13 protein-coding genes and 1 pseudogene are annotated in these 18,024 nt (G+C 72.9%); 7 read left to right on the top strand and 7 right to left on the bottom strand.

The features are described 5' to 3' along the window. Window positions 1-167: 167 nt before the first annotated feature. The 5 genes from rbsK to JYK04_RS13435 all read right to left on the bottom strand — a co-directional run bounded on the left by rbsK (window position 168) and on the right by JYK04_RS13435 (window position 6,855). A complete protein-coding gene (rbsK, locus tag JYK04_RS13460; RefSeq protein WP_189736130.1) occupies window positions 168-1,079 on the bottom strand; it encodes a ribokinase in 912 nt (303 codons plus the stop codon). Next, complete coding sequence (locus JYK04_RS13455) at window positions 1,076-2,455, bottom strand: ADP-ribosylglycohydrolase family protein (protein ID WP_189736599.1); 1,380 nt, start codon at window positions 2,453-2,455, stop codon at window positions 1,076-1,078. The genes rbsK and JYK04_RS13455 overlap by 4 nt, the downstream gene beginning before the upstream one ends. Window positions 2,456-2,922: 467 nt before the next feature. After that, window positions 2,923-4,068: an ADP-ribosylglycohydrolase family protein gene (locus JYK04_RS13445; protein ID WP_189736128.1), complete on the bottom strand. Its 1,146-nt coding sequence runs from the start codon at window positions 4,066-4,068 to the stop codon at window positions 2,923-2,925. Between the two features lie 7 nt (window positions 4,069-4,075). Next, window positions 4,076-5,605, bottom strand: coding sequence for an ADP-ribosylglycohydrolase family protein (locus tag JYK04_RS13440; RefSeq protein WP_373297414.1), 1,530 nt, complete (start codon window positions 5,603-5,605; stop codon window positions 4,076-4,078). Window positions 5,606-5,868: 263 nt separating this feature from the next. Continuing rightward, window positions 5,869-6,855, bottom strand: coding sequence for an ADP-ribosylglycohydrolase family protein (locus JYK04_RS13435; protein WP_189736126.1), 987 nt, complete (start codon window positions 6,853-6,855; stop codon window positions 5,869-5,871). Window positions 6,856-7,114: 259 nt separating this feature from the next. Between JYK04_RS13435 and JYK04_RS13430 the strand changes: the two genes are divergently transcribed. The 3 genes from JYK04_RS13430 to JYK04_RS13420 all read left to right on the top strand — a co-directional run bounded on the left by JYK04_RS13430 (window position 7,115) and on the right by JYK04_RS13420 (window position 14,211). After that, a complete protein-coding gene (locus JYK04_RS13430) occupies window positions 7,115-7,846 on the top strand; it encodes a VIT1/CCC1 transporter family protein (RefSeq protein ID WP_189736124.1) in 732 nt (243 codons plus the stop codon). A gap of 373 nt (window positions 7,847-8,219) precedes the next feature. Then, the gene (gltB, locus tag JYK04_RS13425; protein ID WP_189736596.1) at window positions 8,220-12,758 is read left to right on the top strand and encodes a glutamate synthase large subunit; all 4,539 of its coding nucleotides are present in this window, start codon (window positions 8,220-8,222) and stop codon (window positions 12,756-12,758) included. Further along, window positions 12,751-14,211: a glutamate synthase subunit beta gene (locus JYK04_RS13420; protein ID WP_189736122.1), complete on the top strand. Its 1,461-nt coding sequence runs from the start codon at window positions 12,751-12,753 to the stop codon at window positions 14,209-14,211. The genes gltB and JYK04_RS13420 overlap by 8 nt, the downstream gene beginning before the upstream one ends. A 420-nt stretch (window positions 14,212-14,631) precedes the next feature. Here JYK04_RS13420 and JYK04_RS13415 read toward each other — a convergent pair whose 3' ends face one another. Both JYK04_RS13415 and JYK04_RS13410 read right to left on the bottom strand, forming a co-directional pair. Then, window positions 14,632-15,063 carry a hypothetical protein gene (locus tag JYK04_RS13415; RefSeq protein WP_189736120.1) on the bottom strand — a complete coding sequence of 144 codons (432 nt, stop codon included), beginning with the start codon at window positions 15,061-15,063 and terminating at the stop codon, window positions 14,632-14,634. 173 nt (window positions 15,064-15,236) lie between these two features. Beyond that, a complete protein-coding gene (locus JYK04_RS13410) occupies window positions 15,237-15,881 on the bottom strand; it encodes an MBL fold metallo-hydrolase (RefSeq protein ID WP_189736117.1) in 645 nt (214 codons plus the stop codon). A gap of 78 nt (window positions 15,882-15,959) precedes the next feature. Here JYK04_RS13410 and JYK04_RS13405 point away from each other — a divergent pair, with 78 nt between their 5' ends. From JYK04_RS13405 to JYK04_RS13390, 4 genes and pseudogenes are all read left to right on the top strand, one after another. After that, window positions 15,960-16,385: a MarR family winged helix-turn-helix transcriptional regulator gene (locus JYK04_RS13405; protein WP_189736115.1), complete on the top strand. Its 426-nt coding sequence runs from the start codon at window positions 15,960-15,962 to the stop codon at window positions 16,383-16,385. A gap of 169 nt (window positions 16,386-16,554) precedes the next feature. Further along, window positions 16,555-16,797: pseudogene (locus tag JYK04_RS13400) on the top strand (MerR family transcriptional regulator); the annotation flags it as partial. Window positions 16,798-16,960: 163 nt separating this feature from the next. Further along, window positions 16,961-17,797, top strand: coding sequence for a helix-turn-helix domain-containing protein (locus JYK04_RS13395; protein WP_229875149.1), 837 nt, complete (start codon window positions 16,961-16,963; stop codon window positions 17,795-17,797). Then, window positions 17,782-17,982: a DUF397 domain-containing protein gene (locus JYK04_RS13390; protein WP_189736111.1), complete on the top strand. Its 201-nt coding sequence runs from the start codon at window positions 17,782-17,784 to the stop codon at window positions 17,980-17,982. Before JYK04_RS13395 ends, JYK04_RS13390 begins: the two co-directional genes overlap by 16 nt. Window positions 17,983-18,024 lie beyond the last annotated feature (42 nt).

The raw sequence follows: 18,024 nt of genomic DNA, 5'->3' as shown, positions 1-18,024 counted from the left end.
GGCGGTGGCTTCGGTGGGGCCGGGCGCGCGCCGGGGCGTCTCCTCGGGCGCCGAACGGTGCCCGGGGTCGGGAAGCGCGGCGGTGGTGCGTTCGGCGCCCTGCGGGGATCGCCCCGACACACTCCCGGCCCCGCCGGAGCAGCTCGGGGGCCGACGCCCGTCGGGGGTCACGAGGCGGCTCCGCGCTGCGCCGCGGCGAAGGCGTCGGTCTCGGCGCGGGTCGGCATCGAGTCCTGGGCTCCCGGGCGCTGGACGGAGAGCGCGGCCGCCGCCGAGGCCCAGCGCAGGGCCTCGGGCATCGGCCGGCCCTCGCCCAGGGCCACGGCGAGGGCGCCGACGAAGGTGTCCCCCGCCGCGGTCGTGTCCATGGCCCGCACCCGGGGCGCCGGCACCGTCAGCGGCTCGCTGCCGCGGGCGGCGTACAGCGCCCCGGCCGCGCCGAGGGTGATCACCACCTCGGGCACCTCGGCCAGCAGGGCCTCGGCGGCCTGGAGGGGGTCGGTGAGGCCGGTGAGGGCGGCCGCCTCGTGCTCGTTCGGGACGAGGAGGTCGGTGGCGGCGAGCAGATCGGCGGGCAGCGGCTGGGCGGGGGCCGGGGTGAGCACCGTACGGACGCCGTGCGCGCGGGCGGCGCGGGCCCCGGCGAGGACGGCGGAGAGGGGCAGTTCGAGCTGGAGGAGGAGGGAACCGGCGGCGGCGATCCGGGCCTCGTCGCCGGTCTCCAGCCCGGTGACGGCGGCGTTCGCGCCGGGGATGACGATGATGCTGTTGCCGCCCTCGTCGTCCACCGTGATGTGGGCGGTGCCGCTGGCACCCTCGACGGTGCGCAGGGCCGCCGTGTCGACCCGGGCCGCGGTGAGCGCGGAGCGCAGCCGTACGCCGAACTCGTCGGCCCCGACCGCGCCGATCATCACCACCTCCCCGCCGGAGCGGGCGGCGGCGACGGCCTGGTTGGCGCCCTTGCCGCCGGGGACCGTGCGGAAGGCCCGGCCGGTGACGGTCTCCCCGAGGCGGGGGGCCTTGGGGACGTAGGCGACGAGGTCCATGTTCGTACTGCCGAGCACGGCGATGGCCGTCATGAGCGTGCTGCCTCCTGTGCGGTGAGGTGGGCGAGGGTGTCGAAGCCGATGCCGTCGAAGCCGGGGACGGTGGTGGCGAGGCGGTTCTTGAGCGGTGCGGTCCAGCGGTGCGGGAGCGCGTCCGGGGACCCGGTGAGCAGCCCGGCGAGGGCGCCGGCGGTGGCCCCGTTGGAGTCGGTGTCCCAGCCGCCGGACACGGCGCGGCAGACGGAGCGCGAGAAGTCCCCGTCGGCGTGGGTGAGGGCGGCGGCGATCAGCGCGGTGTTGGGGACGGCGTGGACCCAGTGGTAGTGCCCGTAGCGGGCGTGCAGCCGGTCGACGACGAGGTCGAAGTCCGCCTCCTGCCCGGCCGCCCGGATCCCGAAGCGGACGGCCTCGGCGAGGCGCGAGCGGGGCGGTACGAAGGCCAGCCCGGTCCCGAGCGCGGTGTGGACGTCCGACCGTCCGGTGGCGGCGATGGCGGTGGCGGCCGCGACGAAGAGGGCGGCGTAGACGCCGTTGCCGGTGTGGGTCAGGGCGGCGTCCCGGTAGGCCTGGGCCGCGGCGGCGGACGGATCGCCGGGATTGGTCCAGCCGTGGACGTCGGCGCGGATGAGGGCGCCGATCCACTCGCGGAAGGGGTTGTGGTGGGTGGCGGTGACGGGCGGCTCCAGACCGAGGAGGAGATTGCGGTAGGCGATGCGCTCGGCGGTGAAGGTCCGCCCGGCCGGCAGCTCGTCGAGCCAGAGGCGGGCCACGTCGGCGGTGGTGAAGTCCTTGCCGTGGCGCTGGAGCAGGAGCAGCCCGAGGAGGGGGTAGTTCAGGTCGTCGTCCTCGGGCATGCCGTCGATGTTCTCGGCGAGGCAGGTGGGGGCGGAGCGGCGGTTCCACGGATACGCGGCCAGCACCTCCGGCGGGACGCCGCGTTCGCTGAACCAGTCGTCCAGCGGCCAGTTGCCGGCGGCGCGGGCGAGCGCCCGGATCCCCTCCAGGGGCAGCTTCTCGACGGGCTTCCCGAGCAGACACCCGACGGCCCGCCCGAGCCAGGCGGCTTCCAGCCGGGCCCGCAGCCCGGTGGCCTCCGGCCCGGTCCGCAGCAGGGTTTCCGGCTCCGCGCCCGGCGGCTGCGCCGTGTGGGGCGGAGCGGCCGCGGGCACGGGGGACCGGGCTTGGACGCCGTCTGTCGACGGTGGCGCCCCTGCTGCGTGGGGTGGGATGCGGCCGGGGACCGGCCCCGTGCTCGCGGGCGCCTGCTCCGGGTGGGGCCGGACGTGGGCGCGGCCCGCGAGCCATGGCCGCCCCGTTGCGGGCGACGGCGCGGGGTCGGGAGCGCCGGGAGGCGGTCCGGGGGCCAGGACGGTGCGCTGTCCATCCGGGCTCGCCACAAGGTCCGGCAGGCCGGTGGGCCGGTCGTCGGGGGCGGGGTGCGGCTGCGCCGACGGGGTCGGGGCTCCGGTGGGCGGCGGTTCCGGCGGGGCGTGGGCGGCCGGGAGCCAGGTGGCCTGGATGTCCGGCCAGGACCGGGGCTCGTCGGCCGGCGAGCGGGGTGGGAGCTGCGCCAGGTCGTCGAGGAGCCGGGTGGCCAGGGCGCGGAGTTCCGGTGGGGCCGGGGCGGGGGAGGCGCCGGCGCGGTCCGGGGCGGGGTGGCCGCCGGCCGCGAGCCAGGCGCGCAGGGCTGCGGCCGGGTTCCGGCCGTCCTCCGCGGCCTGGCGCAGCTCGTGCCCGACCAGGTCCTCGGGCTGGGCCCACGTGACCCGCAGGGGTGTGCAGGCCGGTCCGCGCCCCCGGGCTGCCCCCGGGTCCGGCGCGTCCGGGGAACCCGGCGGGCGGGCGGGAGCGGCCGGAGCCGGGCCGGCGGTGCCCGTCATCGGGGGCCCGCGAGTGCGGTGAAGACCGACTCGTGGGACCGGCGGCGGGAGCGGTCGAGAGCGAAGATCTCCCGGGCCACCGCGGCCAGCGCGTCGGCCGGGGCGTGCAGGTCCAGGCGGCTGGCCTCGGCGACCTGCTTGGCCCAGGCGGCCGGGACCACGGCCTCGCCGCCCAGAGCTCCGGCGATCGCCCCCGCCATGGTGGCGATGGAGTCGCAGTCCCGGCCGTAGTTGACCGCGCCGAGCACCGCGGTCTCGTACCGTCCGTCCGCGACGAGCAGCATGCCCAGCGCGACCGGGAGTTCCTCGATGGCGTGGAGGCGGGAGGGGCGGCGGGCGCCGAGCGACGGGTTGCGGTAGTCCGGCCCGACCGAGTCGTACGGGGTCACCGCCGCCCGCAGCGGGGTCAGCGCCGACTCGAAGTCCCGGTGGCCGGCGGCCGCTTCGCGGACGGCCGCGATCGCCTCGCGGGTGCCGTCCTTGGCCAGGGACAGGGCCGTGTCCACCACCGAGGCGGCCGTCGCCCCCGGCACGCACGCGGCCGCCACCGCCGCCGCGAACACGCCCGCCGCCTCCCGCCCGTACGAGGACTGGTGTGCACCGGCGATGTCCAGCGCCTCCGCGTACGCGCCCGCCGGATTGCCCGCGTTGGCGATGCCGACCGGGGCCATGTACATCGCCGCGCCGCAGTTGACGATGTTGCCGTTGCCGGCCTCGCGGGGGTCGGCGTGCGCGTAGTGCAGCCGGGTCACGATCCACTTCTCGGCGAGGAAGATCCGCTGCAACGGCAGTGCCTCGGCCTCCAGTTCGGGGATCCAGCGGGGCGTGGACATCAGGTCGGGGACCAGGTGCTCGGCGATCGCGTAGGCGTCGAGGTGGTCCCGTACGGCCTCGTAGACCCGTACCAGCGCGTGTGTCATCAGGGTGTCGTCCGTGACGTGCCCGTCGCCCTTGTGGTACGGCGCGATGGGGCGGGCCGTGCGCCAGTCCTCGTACCAGGGGCCGACGATGCCGTGCACGCGGCCGCCGTGCCGTTCCACGATCTGGTCCGGGGTCCAGCCCTCCACCGGGCCGCCGAGCGCGTCGCCGACGGCGGCTCCGACGAGAGCGCCGCGGGCCCGGTCCTCCAACGTGAGCGTCATGTCCGAATCATCCCTTGGGTGAGGTGAGTTCCGTGGCCGCGAGGAGCGCGGCGAGTTCCACGAGGTCGGTGCCGGCGAGGCGGGGGAGGGCGCAGCCGGAGAGGGTGCGGCAGGCCTCGCGCCAGGCGGCGGGGATCGAGTCGCCGCCGCCGAGGACGCCGGTCAGCGCGCCGGCCAGGGCGGGGGCGGAGTCCGCGACCCGGGACAGGCAGGCGGCGGCCGGGACGGCCTCGGTCATCCGGCCGCGGGCTGCGGTGGCGAGGGCGAGGGCCACGGGGACGGTCTCGGCGGCCGCGATCCCGTAGCTGTAGACGTGGTCGACGATCTCGTGTTCGAGGGTGGGGACGATGGCGAAGGCGCCGCCGCCCTTGTGGGTACGGGCGAGGTGGACGGCGTGCCGGGCGTTGCGGCCGATCTCGGTGGCCTCGGGGAGCTGGGCGAGGGCGGCGTCCACGGCGGCGTCGACGGCGTCTTCGCCGTAGGAGGCGGAGGCGGTGAGGGCGGTGGCGATGGCGGCGGCCATGGCGCGGGCGCCGTGCACGCCGTCGCCGTCCTGCGTGTAGCGGGCGTCGAACTCGGCGAGGTCGGCTGCGGCCCGGGCGTCGCCGGGGTGGACGACGGCCAGGACGCAGGCGCGGACGCAGGCGGCGTCGTCGAAGTAGTGCGGGTTGTCGTGGCCGGTGGCGGGCGGGCGCAGGCCGGTGGCGAGATTGCCGAGGCCGGCGCGGACGGAGATCCGGGCGCGGAGGGGGAGTACGGCGGACTCGACCTCGGGCGCGCGTTCCGCCGCCGCGGCGACCTCGGAGGCCAGGGCGTTCCACGCGAGGTCGATGGCGGCGCGCATGCGGCGGGACCGGGAGAGGTCGCTGAGCAGCACACCGGCGGCGGTGAGCACGGACTCGGCGACGAAGGCGGCCCATTCGGCGTCGTCGGAGGGGCCGAGGCGGAGGGGTTCGGGGGGCTGGTTGAGGGCGATGGGGACGGGGAGGGTGGTGGTGGCGTTCTGCTCGGCGAAGGTGTCGAGCTCGCGGGTGAGGCGGCGGGTCCACTCGGGCATCCGGCTGGCGCGGTGGCGGGCGGCGGGCCACCCGGCCGCGTCGCCTGCGGCGAGCCCGAGGAGGAGGCCCTCGATCGGCCGCCTCCCCCCTGCGGGGAGCTCGGCGGAACGCTCCGGGGTCCGGACCACGGCCCCGGCCCCGGCCCGGACCACGATCCGGGACCCTGCCCCGGGAGCGGGCGCGAGGACGCTCCCCACCCGGCCCCCTTCCGGACCCGGGGGCAGCACACGCGCCGGCGTCCCGGCCGGAGCCTGACCGGCCGGAGCCGGAGCCGTACCGGGGGCCGGACCCCGGGAGGGGCCCCCGGACCTCGGCTCCGCCGGGGGTGGTGGCAGTGCGGGCGGTGTGCGCCTCGGCGCCTCGGCTCGGTCCTGGCCGCCCGTGGGCGCGCCCCCGGGCCCCCGCTCGGCCGGGGCCGTACCGGTACCGGGGCGCAGGTGCCCGAGCTCCTGCTCCGCCGGGACCGGGCCCGGGGGCAGGCCCCCGGATCCCAGGTCCGTCGGGGCCGGACTCCGGGAGGGGCCCCCGGACCTCGGCTCCGCCGGGGCGGGCGGCAGTGTGCGCGGCGGCGCCTCGGGCAGGGCGTGGGCGTCCGGGGGCGGGCCCCCGGGTACGCGTGTGGCGGGAGCCGGGCCTGTGCCGGGTGGCAGGTCCCCGGGCCCCCGCTCGGCCGGGGCCGGGGGCAGGGTGCCGGAGGTCCGCTCCGCCGGGGGCGTGGTGGCCAGGTCGTCCGGGGGAGGGGTCATCGGGCGGCCTCGCATTCCGGGGTGAGGAGGTCCGCGATGTCCAGGACGTGGTAGCCCCGCATCGAGGGGAGGCAGCTGCCGCGGACCGGGCCGATGGCCGAGGCCCAGGCGGCCGGGATCGCGGCGGCGCCCGACAGCGCGCCGGCCAGTGCGCCCGCCACCGCCGCGGTGGTGTCGGCGTCGCGGCCCATGTTCACGGCGGTCAGGACGGAGGACGGGAAGTCGCCCCGGCACGCGGCGAAGGCCCCGAAGGCCAGGCCCACCGCCTCCGGTGCCAGGTCGGTCCAGGGGTAGCCGCCGATGACCACCGCCGAGCGCACCGCCCGCTCGCCCCGCGGGGCGGCGGTGACCGCCCGGCGCAGGGAGCGGGCCGTCCAGGAGTCGGACGGGATGACGGACAGGGCCGCCGAGATCGCCGAGGCGGGGGAGCCGCCCGCCATGGCCGCGGCCACGCCCGCCGCGACCGCCTGGCCGCCGTAGATGCCCTCGCCGTCGTGGCTGACCGAGCCGTCGATGGCGACGAGCCGGGCCGCTTCCGCGGGCCGGCCCGCGGCGAAGACGCCGAACGGCGCGGCCCGCATGGCCAGGCCGTCCGACCACGCGTGCCGGTGCTGGGCGGAGATCGGCGCGGCCAGGCCCCGGCGGAGGTTCTCCAGGGTGCCGCGCTCGGAGAACCCGGCGCCCCGGAAGGGGCCTTCGTCGAGGTCGGCGATCCAGTGGTGCCAGGCCCGCTCCACGTGGGAGACGGTGAGCGCCGAGCCGTGGCGGGCCAGCAGCAGCCCCGAGAAGATCGCGTACTCGGTGTCGTCCGTGCCCGCCGGGTCATCCGACACGAACCCCTCGATGCGGCCCCATTTCGCCCGGATCTGCGACGGCTTCATGTTCTCCGCGGGGGCGCCCAGCGCGTCGCCCACGGCGAGTCCGAGAAGAGCGCCCCTGGCCCGTTCGAGGAGGACCTGCGGATTGCATGCAATCAGCTTCATCGGCTCCATGGCGCGCCTCTCCCACATCGGATGGGGCTCATCATGAGCCCTTGGGGGATTTGTGCCATGGCATGTGGTTTGTCGCTCGTCGCGAAACACCCCGCGAACACCCCCGTCACCCGGTCGCCGACCCGCAAAAGCCCAGGTAAGTACGGCCTTCCTTGCTGGCGGGCAGCAGAAATCGTGCGTAGTTTCGAGGTGTTCAGGGGGAGCGGGGCGCGTCATGGCGTCTGTTCGCACATTTGGGGAGATTCCACGCATGTCCATCATCGACATCGAAGCACCGCTGCACACCGCGCACCGCGACAACCACACCCACCGCGACGTCAACGGCGGATGGCTGCGGCCGGCCGTCTTCGGTGCCATGGACGGGCTCGTCTCGAACCTCGCCCTGATGACCGGTGTGGCCGGCGGCGCCGTCGCCCCGCAGACCGTCGTCATCACCGGACTGGCGGGCCTCGCGGCCGGCGCCTTCTCGATGGCGGCCGGCGAATACACCTCCGTCGCCTCGCAGCGCGAACTGGTCCTCGCCGAACTGGACGTGGAGCGCCAGCAGTTGCGCAAGCACCCGGTCGACGAGATGGAGGAGCTCGCCGAGCTCTACGTCTCCCGCGGCGTCGAGCCGGCGCTCGCCCGCGAGGTCGCCATGCAGCTGTCGCGCGATCCCGAGCAGGCGCTGGAGATCCACGCCCGCGAGGAGCTCGGGATCGACCCCGACGACCTGCCCTCGCCGCTGGTCGCCGCGGTCTCGTCGTTCGGTTCCTTCGCGCTGGGCGCGCTGCTCCCCGTACTGCCGTACCTGCTCGGCGCCACGGCCCTGTGGCCCGCGGTGCTGCTCGCGCTGGCCGGGCTCTTCGTCTGCGGTGCGGTCGTCTCCCGGGTCACCGCCCGGTCCTGGTGGTACAGCGGCGCACGCCAGCTGGTCCTGGGTGGCGCGGCCGCCGGTGTGACGTACATCCTGGGAACCTGGATCGGTGGAGCCATAGGCTGACCGCGGCTGGAGTGAGACACTATGCGGTACGCAACATAAGTAGTCCGTTACCCGGCGGTTTCGATTCCGTGTCCGCCGGGAATCAGACCAGGACTCCGGGCAACGATGCCCGTCCTGGATCCGGACCTCCGCCCCGCGAAAAACCCTTGGCGTGCCGCGGAAGTCCGCTCTTTCTGCCCCGTGCAGTGTCCGCATGCTGGAATGGCGTATCCGCTTCTCGGGATTGTCGTCATCATGTAATCTGCACGAAATTTCGCAGAGGGCCAACGTCGTCCCTCGGCTATGCACATATGCCACGACGACGACGGGAGAGCCGATGCGTTCCGCATCCACGCACTCCGCGACCGGCTCCAGCACCACCGCCTGGTCGCCCATGGACGGTCGCCCCGCCCAGCAGGGCATGTACGACCCGCGCAACGAGAAGGACGCCTGTGGCGTCGGATTCGTGGCGAACCTCACCGGCGAGGCCACCCACACACTCGTTGAGCAGGCCCTGACCGTATTGCGGAACCTCGAGCACCGCGGCGCGACCGGCTCCGAGCCGGACTCGGGCGACGGCGCCGGAATCCTCAGCCAGGTCCCCGACGCGTTCCTGCGCGAGGTGGCCGGCTTCGAGCTCCCCGAGGCCGGCGGCTACGCCGTCGGCATCGCCTTCCTCCCCGCCGACGGCACCGCACAGGCCGTCGCCGTGGAGCAGATCGAGGCCATCGCCGCCGAGGAGAACCTCACGGTCCTCGGCTGGCGCGAGGTCCCGGTCACCCCGGACCTCCTCGGCAACGGCGCCCGCGCCACCATGCCGGCCTTCTCGCAGCTGTTCGTCAGCAACGGGACGACGGGCATCGAGCTGGACCGCAAGGCCTTCGTGCTGCGCAAGCGCGCCGAGCGCGAGGCCGGTGTCTACTTCCCGTCGCTCTCCGCCCGCACCATCGTCTACAAGGGCATGCTGACCACCGGCCAGCTGGAGCCCTTCTTCCCGGACCTCTCCGACCGCCGCTTCGCCTCGGCCGTCGCCCTGGTCCACTCGCGCTTCTCCACGAACACCTTCCCGTCGTGGCCGCTCGCCCACCCGTACCGCTTCGTCGCGCACAACGGCGAGATCAACACGGTCAAGGGCAACCGGAACTGGATGAAGGCCCGCGAGTCCCAGCTGGCCTCCGAGGCCTTCGGTGACGGCGTGCTCGACCGGATCTTCCCGATCTGCACCCCGGACGCCTCCGACTCGGCCTCCTTCGACGAGGTCCTGGAGCTCCTCCACCTCGGCGGCCGCTCCCTCCCGCACAGCGTGCTGATGATGATCCCGGAGGCGTGGGAGAACCACACCTCCATGGACCCGGCCCGCCGCGCGTTCTACCAGTACCACTCCACGCTGATGGAGCCCTGGGACGGCCCGGCCTGCGTCACCTTCACCGACGGCACCCAGGTCGGCGCGGTCCTCGACCGCAACGGCCTGCGCCCCGGCCGCTACTGGGTCACCGACGACGGCCTCGTCGTCCTCGGCTCCGAGGTCGGCGTGCTCGACATCGACCCGGCCAAGGTCGTCCGCAAGGGCCGCCTGCAGCCCGGCAAGATGTTCCTCGTCGACACCGCCCAGAAGCGGATCATCGAGGACGACGAGATCAAGAACGAGCTGGCCTCCGCCGCCCCCTACGCGGAGTGGCTGGAGACCGGCGAGATCGAGCTGTCGGACCTGCCCGAGCGCGAGCACATCGTGCACACCCACGCCTCGGTCACCCGCCGCCAGCAGACCTTCGGCTACACCGAGGAAGAGCTGCGCGTCATCCTCGCGCCCATGGCCCGTACGGGCGGCGAGCCGCTCGGCTCCATGGGTACGGACTCCCCGATCGCGGCCCTGTCCGAGCGCCCCCGGCTGCTCTTCGACTACTTCACCCAGCTGTTCGCGCAGGTCACCAACCCGCCGCTGGACGCCATCCGCGAGGAGCTCGTCACCTCGCTGCTGTCCTCGATCGGCCCGCAGTCCAACCTGCTGGAGCCGACCGCCGCGTCCTGCCGCAGCGTCACCCTGACGTTCCCGGTGATCGACAACGACGAGCTGGCCAAGCTCATCCACATCAACGCCGACGGCGACATGCCCGGCATGAAGGCCGCCACGCTCTCCGGCCTCTACCGGGTCTCCGGCGGCGGCGAGGCCCTGGCCGCCCGCATCGAGGAGATCCGCGCCGAGGCCGACGCGGCCATCGCCAACGGCGCCCGCCTCATCGTCCTCTCGGACCGCCACTCGGACGCCGAGCACGCGCCGATCCCGTCGCTGCTGCTCACCTCCGCCGTGCACCACCACCTCATCGCCACCAAGCAGCGCACCCAGGTGGGTCTGCTGGTCGAGGCCGGTGACGTCCGCGAGGTCCACCACGTCGCCCTGCTCATCGGCTACGGCGCTGCCGCGGTCAACCCGTACCTGGCCATGGAGTCCGTCGAGGACCTGCTGCGCGCCGGTACCTTCCTGTCCGGCCTGGAGCCGGAGCAGGCCATCAAGAACCTGATCTACGCGCTCGGCAAGGGCGTCCTGAAGGTCATGTCCAAGATGGGCATCTCCACCGTCGCCTCCTACCGCGGCGCCCAGGTCTTCGAGGCCGTCGGCCTGAACGACGAGTTCGTCGAGACCTACTTCAACGGCACCGCCACCAAGATCGGCGGCGCCGGCCTGGACGTCATCGCCAAGGAGGTGGCCGCGCGCCACGCCAAGGCGTACCCCGTCTCCGGCATCGCGGCCACGCACCGCGCGCTGGAGATCGGCGGCGAGTACCAGTGGCGCCGCGAGGGCGAGCCGCACCTGTTCGACCCGGAGACGGTCTTCCGCCTCCAGCACGCCACCCGCAACCGCCGGTACGACATCTTCAAGCAGTACACGGCCCGGGTGAACGAGCAGTCCGAGCGCCTGATGACGCTCCGCGGCCTGTTCGGCTTCAGCTCCGACCGCGAAGCCATCTCCATCGACGAGGTCGAGTCGGTCGCCGACATCGTCAAGCGCTTCTCCACCGGCGCCATGTCGTACGGCTCCATCTCCAAGGAGGCGCACGAGACCCTCGCCATCGCCATGAACCAGCTGGGCGCCAAGTCCAACACCGGTGAGGGCGGCGAGGACCCGGACCGCCTGTACGACCCGGCGCGGCGCTCGTCCATCAAGCAGGTCGCCTCCGGCCGCTTCGGCGTGACCTCGGAGTACCTGGTCAACGCGGACGACATCCAGATCAAGATGGCGCAGGGCGCCAAGCCCGGCGAGGGCGGCCAGCTGCCCGGCCACAAGGTGTACCCGTGGGTCGCCAAGACCCGCCACTCCACCCCGGGCGTCGGCCTGATCTCCCCGCCGCCGCACCACGACATCTACTCCATCGAGGACCTGGCTCAGCTGATCCACGACCTCAAGAACGCCAACCCGGTCGCCCGCATCCACGTGAAGCTGGTCTCCGAGGTCGGCGTGGGCACGGTCGCCGCCGGTGTCTCCAAGGCCCACGCGGACGTCGTCCTCATCTCCGGCCACGACGGCGGAACGGGCGCCTCCCCGCTCACCTCGCTCAAGCACGCGGGCGGCCCCTGGGAGCTCGGCCTCGCCGAGACCCAGCAGACCCTGCTGCTCAACGGGCTGCGCGACCGGATCGTCGTCCAGACCGACGGCCAGCTCAAGACCGGCCGCGACGTGGTCATCGCCGCGCTGCTCGGCGCCGAGGAGTTCGGTTTCGCGACCGCGCCGCTCGTCGTCTCCGGCTGCGTCATGATGCGCGTCTGCCACCTGGACACCTGCCCGGTCGGCATCGCCACCCAGAACCCGGTCCTGCGCGACCGGTTCTCCGGCAAGCCCGAGTTCGTCGTCAACTTCTTCGAGTACATCGCGGAGGAGGTGCGCGAGATCCTCGCCGAGCTGGGCTTCCGCACGATCGAGGAGGCCGTCGGCCACGCCGAGATCCTCGACACCACCCAGGCCGTCACGCACTGGAAGGCGCAGGGTCTCGACCTGGAGCCGCTCTTCTACGTGCCGGAGCTGCCCGAGGGCGCGGTCCGCCACGCCCTGATCGAGCAGGACCACGGTCTGGAGAAGGCCCTCGACAACGAGCTGATCGAGCTCGCCGCCGACGCGCTGAACGCCGAGACCGCCGAGGCGGCCCAGCCGGTCCGCGCCCAGGTCGCGATCCGCAACATCAACCGGACCGTCGGCACCATGCTCGGCCACCACGTCACCAAGAAGTTCGGTGGCGCGGGCCTGCCCGACAACACCATCGACCTGACGTTCACCGGCAGCGCCGGCCAGTCCTTCGGTGCCTTTGTGCCCAAGGGCATCACCCTCCGCCTGGAGGGCGACGCCAACGACTACGTCGGCAAGGGCCTCTCCGGCGGCCGCATCGTGGTCCGCCCGGACCGCGGCGCCGACCACCTCGCCGAGTACTCCACGATCGCCGGCAACACGATCGGCTACGGAGCCACCGGCGGCGAGATGTTCCTGCGCGGCCGCACCGGCGAGCGCTTCTGCGTCCGCAACTCGGGCGCGCTGGTCGTCTCGGAGGGCGTGGGCGACCACGGCTGCGAGTACATGACCGGTGGCCGGGCGGTCGTCCTGGGCGAGACGGGCCGCAACTTCGCGGCCGGTATGTCGGGCGGCGTCGCGTACGTCATCGACCTCGACCCGCACAACGTCAACGTCGGCAACGCGGGCGCCGTCGAGGCCCTGTCCGACACCGACAAGCAGTGGCTGCACGATGTGGTGCGCCGCCACGAGGAGGAGACCGGCTCGACCGTGGCCGCGAAGCTCCTGGCTGACTGGTCCGCCGCAGTGGACCGCTTCAGCAAGATCATCCCCACCACGTACAAGGCAGTGCTCGCCGCCAAGGACGCCGCTGAGCTCGCCGGACTCTCGGAATCCGAGACCACGGAGAAGATGATGGAGGCGGCGACCCATGGCTGACCCGAAGGGCTTCCTCACCACCCCGCGCGAGACCGCCTGTACCCGTCCCGTCGCCGACCGGCTGAAGGACTGGAACGAGGTCTACGTCCCGGGCTCGCTGCTGCCGATCATCAGCAAGCAGGCCGGCCGCTGCATGGACTGCGGCATCCCGTTCTGCCACAACGGGTGCCCGCTCGGGAACCTGATCCCGGAGTGGAACGACTTCTCGTACCGCGAGGACTGGACCGCCGCGTCGGAGCGCCTGCACGCGACGAACAACTTCCCGGAGTTCACCGGGCGGCTGTGCCCGGCCCCCTGCGAGTCGGCGTGCGTGCTCGGCATCAACCAGCCCGCCGTGACCATCAAGAACGTCGAAGTCTCGATCATCGACAAGGCGTGGGACAACGGCGACGTCACCCCGCAGGCGCCGGAGCGGCTGTCCGGCAAGACGGCCGCCGTCATCGGCTCGGGCCCGGCGGGTCTCGCCGCCGCCCAGCAGCTGACCCGGGCCGGCCACACCGTGGTCGTGTACGAGCGCGCGGACCGCATCGGCGGCCTGCTGCGCTACGGCATCCCCGAGTTCAAGATGGAGAAGGTGCACATCAACCGCCGCATCGAGCAGATGCGCGCGGAGGGCACCAAGTTCCGCACCGGCATCGAGGTCGGCCGCGACATCACCGCCACCGACCTGCGCAAGCGGTTCGACGCGGTGGTCATCGCGGCGGGCGCGACCGTCTCCCGCGACCTGCCGGTCCCGGGCCGCGAGCTGAACGGCATCCACTTCGCGATGGAGTACCTGCCGCTGGCCAACAAGGTCCAGGAGGGCGACTTCATGGCGCCCCCCATCACGGCCGAGGGCAAGCACGTGGTCGTCATCGGCGGCGGCGACACCGGCGCGGACTGCGTGGGCACCGCCCACCGCCAGGGCGCGGCCTCGGTCACGCAGCTGGAGATCATGCCCAAGCCGGGCGAGGACCGGAACGCCAACCAGCCCTGGCCGACCTTCCCGATGCTCTACAAGGTCACCTCGGCCCACGAGGAGGGCGGCGAGCGGGTCTACTCCGTCTCCACCACCCACTTCGAGGGCGACGAGGACGGCAACGTCCAGGCCCTCCACCTGGTCGAGGTCGCCTTCGAGGACGGCAAGCTCGTCCAGAAGCCCGGCACCGAGCGCGTCCTCCCCGCGCAGCTGGTCACCCTGGCGATGGGCTTCACGGGCACCGACCAGGCGAACGGCCTGGTCCAGCAGTTCGGCCTGGAGCTGGACGCGCGCGGCAACATCGACCGCGACGCCTCCTACGCGACCAACGTGGACGGCGTCTTCGTCGCCGGCGACGCGGGCCGCGGCCAGTCGCTCATCGTCTGGGCCATCGCGGAAGGCCGCTCGGCCGCCCGCGGCGTGGACCGCTTCCTGACCGGCAGCAGCGCCCTCCCGTACCCGGTCAAGCCGACGGACCGCTCGCTGACGGTGTAACCCTTCCGGACGCCGTGCTCGCACCGCTCGGCCGCGGGCGGCCTCCCGGGCTTCGCCCGGCTGCGCCGGCCTCCGACCGGCGGTGCGCGGCCGGGGCCACGCGCAGTACCCCCGCCCCCGCGAAGGGGCGGGACCCCTCATACGGTCCGCACAATGACGTGTGGAACACCCGACACAGCGCCCGCCACGACTCCTTCTGGATGCCGTGCTCGCACCGCTCGGCCGCGGGCGGCCTCCCGGGCTTCGCCCGGCTGCGCCGGCCTCCGACCGGCGGTGCGCGGCCGGGGCCACGCGCAGTACCCCCGCCCCCGCGAAGGGGCGGGACCCCTCATACGGTCCGCACAATGACGTGTGGAACACCCGACACAGCGCCCGCCACGTCCCCGACCAGGGGTGGCGGGCGCTGTGGCGTGCTCGGGGCTACTCGGGCTGGATGACCGTGGCGCCCCAGCGGATGGACGGGGCCGAAGCCGTCACCGAGGCCCCGAACCCGCCCTGGAGGCCGGTGCCGAGGGGGACGGTGACGCGCGCCGGGTCGCTCGCGGGGCAGTCGACGGTGAAGGGTGCCGGGTCACGGTCCGGGTGGTCGGCGAGGTGGAAGGCCACCTCTATGCTCCCGCCGCCCGCACAGCCGAAGGTGATGAACGTGTCCAGCCGGGGCGAGAGGCCGCCCGAGACGAAGCCGCTGGAGCCGGTCAGCTCGGGAATCCAGATCAGCCCGTCGGGCCCGGGGTGGCCGACGATTTCGTCCCCCGCCGAGGCCTGGGCCGTGCCGGCGGCGAGCGTCAGCGTGAGTGCCGTGGCCAGCGCGGCGATCGCTGCGGCCTTGCCGCGCCCGTGTGCCTGCTTCATGTGGTCCCCCCTGTGGTGTCTTCGGTCCGACTGACACCGATCACGCTAGCCAGCGGTACTGACAGCGGCCTTCCTCTTCCCGGTCGGCGCCTTGGCGTTGCGTAGTCGGCACCTCCACCGGTGGGTTGTGGGACGGACCATCGCCTGGCTCCGGGGCTTCCGGGAGCGAGCCCTTACAGCTGGACCGTGGTGCCGGGCTCGAGGCGGTCGATCGGGGTGCCGGTCAGGCCCTTCTCGCCGAGGAGATTGGCGGTGGAGTGCTGGCCGAGGTCGCTGAGCATGAGTTCGTGGATCTGGATGATGCGCTCGGGTTTGACGGTGCGGACGTAGTCGGCGGCTTCGCCGAGCTTTGTCCACGGGCCGCTGGTCGGCAGCAGGAGGGTGCGTACGGGAGCGTCGGGCGCGAAGTAGGCGTCGCCGGGGTGGTAGACGGCTCCGTCGTCGAGGAGGTAGCCGACGTTGTCGGGGCACGGGATGTCGGCGTGGATCAGCGCGTGGCGGTGGCCGTGGACGGTGGCGGTGATGGAGCCGACGCTGAAGGTGTCGCCCGCGGCGACGGCGTGGACGCGGCCATCGTGGCTGCCGAGGGTGGCTGCGACCGTGGCTGTGCCGTACACCTGCAGCCCGGGCTGGGCTTCGAGAGCGGCGGCGACGAGCTTTTCGTCGAAGTGGTCGAAGTGTTCGTGGGTGATCAGGACGGCGTGAGCCCGGGTGACGGCCTCTGCCGCGTCCGGGGTGAAGGTGCCGGGGTCGATGACCAGGCGGGTGCCGTCCTTCTCGAGCGTGACGCAGGCATGGGCGTGCTTGGTGAGCTTCACAGCGGGTCCTTTCCGAACGACCGAATGTCTACAACCAGACTGTACAGTTTGGTTGATGGTCGTGGGTAAGCTGGCGTCATGGACGAGAATCAGCTGGCCGAAGAACTTCGCCTGACCATCGGACGGCTCGTACGCACTGTGCGCACGGCCGACAAGATGCCGCCCGGCGAGGCCGCCGTCCTGGGCTACCTGGACCGCAGCGGCCCGCTGACCACCGCCGACATCGCACAACAGCGGGGAGTCAGTCACCAGTCGGCTGCCAAGGCGGTCAAAGAACTTCTGGCTCAGGGCCTGGTGCATGCCGAGGCGCACCCCAGCGACGGGCGCAAGCTGTTGCTCCACCTCACGCCGACGGGAAGCGGCCGTCTGGCCGAGGAGCGCCGAAGGCGTGCGGACTGGCTCGGCACCGCGATCAACGATGTCCTCAGTTCCGATGAACGAAAGACGCTCGAGGCGGCGCTGCCTCTGCTGTCACGCCTGACCACACACTTGAACGGCAAGTAGCCCAGGGGCTGTCGTTCGGGTCATCGAGCGCTGTGCACCATGAGCCCCGGGAGTAAAGGCGGCCGGCCTCGGCGAAGCCTGCTGGTTGCCTGCTCGCTCCGCGAGGGCAGGCACCGCGCAACGAACCCCTCGGACAGCCCCGGTTCGGCAGCGGGCGGAGGTGGCCCGGATGTCGGGCGTCACCGCCCGGACACTGCGCCACTACGACGAGACAGGCGTGCTGCCACCAGCCCGGATCGGCGCCAATGGGCACCGCTACCACGAGGAGCGCCAGCTCCTGCGGCTGCAGCAGATCCTCGTGTTGCGGGCGCTGGGTGTCGGGCTGCAGGAGATCGGCCGGATCCTGTCCGAACAGGTCGACGAGGTGGATGCCCTGCGGGGCCACCACCAGCGCCTCCTCGTGGAACGGGACATTCCTGGCCTGGCCGCGTACCAGCGCGACGCCATCGAGGCCTACGCCACCACCCGGTTGCGTCGCCACGTAGTCGTATCAATCCGTTCCGATGCTTCGCCGGCCTGGCGCGGTCTACGCTTTTTCGCGGAACAAGGGCACTGCGGAAGCGGGGAGTTGGCTCGTGGTCAAGCAGAAGGATCTGAGCGGGGCGCAGACACCTGAGGAGTTCGCCCGCGAGGAGCTGCGGCGCCACCGGGAAGCGGCCGGGCTGACACAGGACGGTCTGGGCGAGCGGATCTTCACGAGCGGGGCGTACGTCGGCCAGATGGAGTGCGGCACGCGGAGGCTGCGGCCGGAGATCGCGGAGCTCATCGACAAGGTTTTCGGCACCGGGGACTACTTCACTCGCCTGGCCAGGGCATTCAAGTCCAAGCATGTCGAGTACTTCGCCGAAGCGGCTGAGCTGGAACGTCTGGCGACGGCCATCTTCGACTATGGCCCCACGCTCGTTCCCGGGCTGCTCCAGACAGCGGACTATGCGCGCGCCGTGATTCGGGCCGCTAGTCCCACCGGTCCGGCGGACCGCGTCGATTCCCTGATCGCGGCTCGTATGGAGCGTGCCCGAATTCTCGACGACCCGGATACCCCCGAATTGTGGGTTGTTCTGCACGAAGCCGTACTGCGTACGGCAGTCGGCGGGCACGCTGTGATGGCTGCCCAGCTGCGGCATATCTCCTCCTGCGTTCGCGCGCATCGGATCACCGTTCAGGTGGTGCCATTTGCGGCGGGTGCCCATGGTGCTCTGGGGGTGTACGTGCGCATCATGCAGTTCGCCGACGCACCCGACGCCGCTTACACGGAAGGCCCGCACGCAGGGCAGTTGCTCGACTGCCCGGCACTGGTTCGGCGTCACTGGAGGTCATACGATCTTGCCAGGGCTGCCGCGCTGTCGCCGGAGGCGTCCCTGGCCTTGATTGAGTCGGTGGCGGAGGAGCACGCGAGATGCGCGCAGACGTGAACGGTCTGTCCTGGCGGAAGTCTTCGTACAGCAACGGGGAGGGCGGCGAGTGCGTAGAGGTGTCCGACGACCTCCCCGGCGTCGTCCCGGTCCGGGACACCAAGCTGGCCGCCGCCGGTCCTGTGCTGCTGCTCCCCGCCGCCGCGTGGGCGCCGTTCATCCGGGCCGTGAAGGGTCGGGTCTGATCTCCACGGCGTCCGTCAGGTCCCCGGTCGGGGACCTGACGG

Origin of the sequence: Streptomyces nojiriensis (assembly GCF_017639205.1) — a bacterium.
Taxonomy (GTDB): Bacteria; Actinomycetota; Actinomycetes; order Streptomycetales; family Streptomycetaceae; genus Streptomyces; species Streptomyces nojiriensis.
This window is presented reverse-complemented; position numbering and strand designations above follow the sequence as displayed.

What these genes read in the sequence shown, in the direction of transcription:
- rbsK (WP_189736130.1), bottom strand. Translation starts at nt 1,079, where the DNA reads ATGACGGCCATCGCCGTGCTCGGCAGTACGAACATGGACCTCGTCGCC.
- JYK04_RS13445 (WP_189736128.1), bottom strand. Translation starts at nt 4,068, where the DNA reads ATGACGCTCACGTTGGAGGACCGGGCCCGCGGCGCTCTCGTCGGAGCC.
- JYK04_RS13435 (WP_189736126.1), bottom strand. Translation starts at nt 6,855, where the DNA reads ATGAAGCTGATTGCATGCAATCCGCAGGTCCTCCTCGAACGGGCCAGG.
- JYK04_RS13430 (WP_189736124.1), top strand. Translation starts at nt 7,115, where the DNA reads ATGTCCATCATCGACATCGAAGCACCGCTGCACACCGCGCACCGCGAC.
- gltB (WP_189736596.1), top strand. Translation starts at nt 8,220, where the DNA reads ATGGACGGTCGCCCCGCCCAGCAGGGCATGTACGACCCGCGCAACGAG.
- JYK04_RS13420 (WP_189736122.1), top strand. Translation starts at nt 12,751, where the DNA reads ATGGCTGACCCGAAGGGCTTCCTCACCACCCCGCGCGAGACCGCCTGT.
- JYK04_RS13415 (WP_189736120.1), bottom strand. Translation starts at nt 15,063, where the DNA reads ATGAAGCAGGCACACGGGCGCGGCAAGGCCGCAGCGATCGCCGCGCTG.
- JYK04_RS13405 (WP_189736115.1), top strand. Translation starts at nt 15,960, where the DNA reads ATGGACGAGAATCAGCTGGCCGAAGAACTTCGCCTGACCATCGGACGG.
- JYK04_RS13390 (WP_189736111.1), top strand. Translation starts at nt 17,782, where the DNA reads ATGCGCGCAGACGTGAACGGTCTGTCCTGGCGGAAGTCTTCGTACAGC.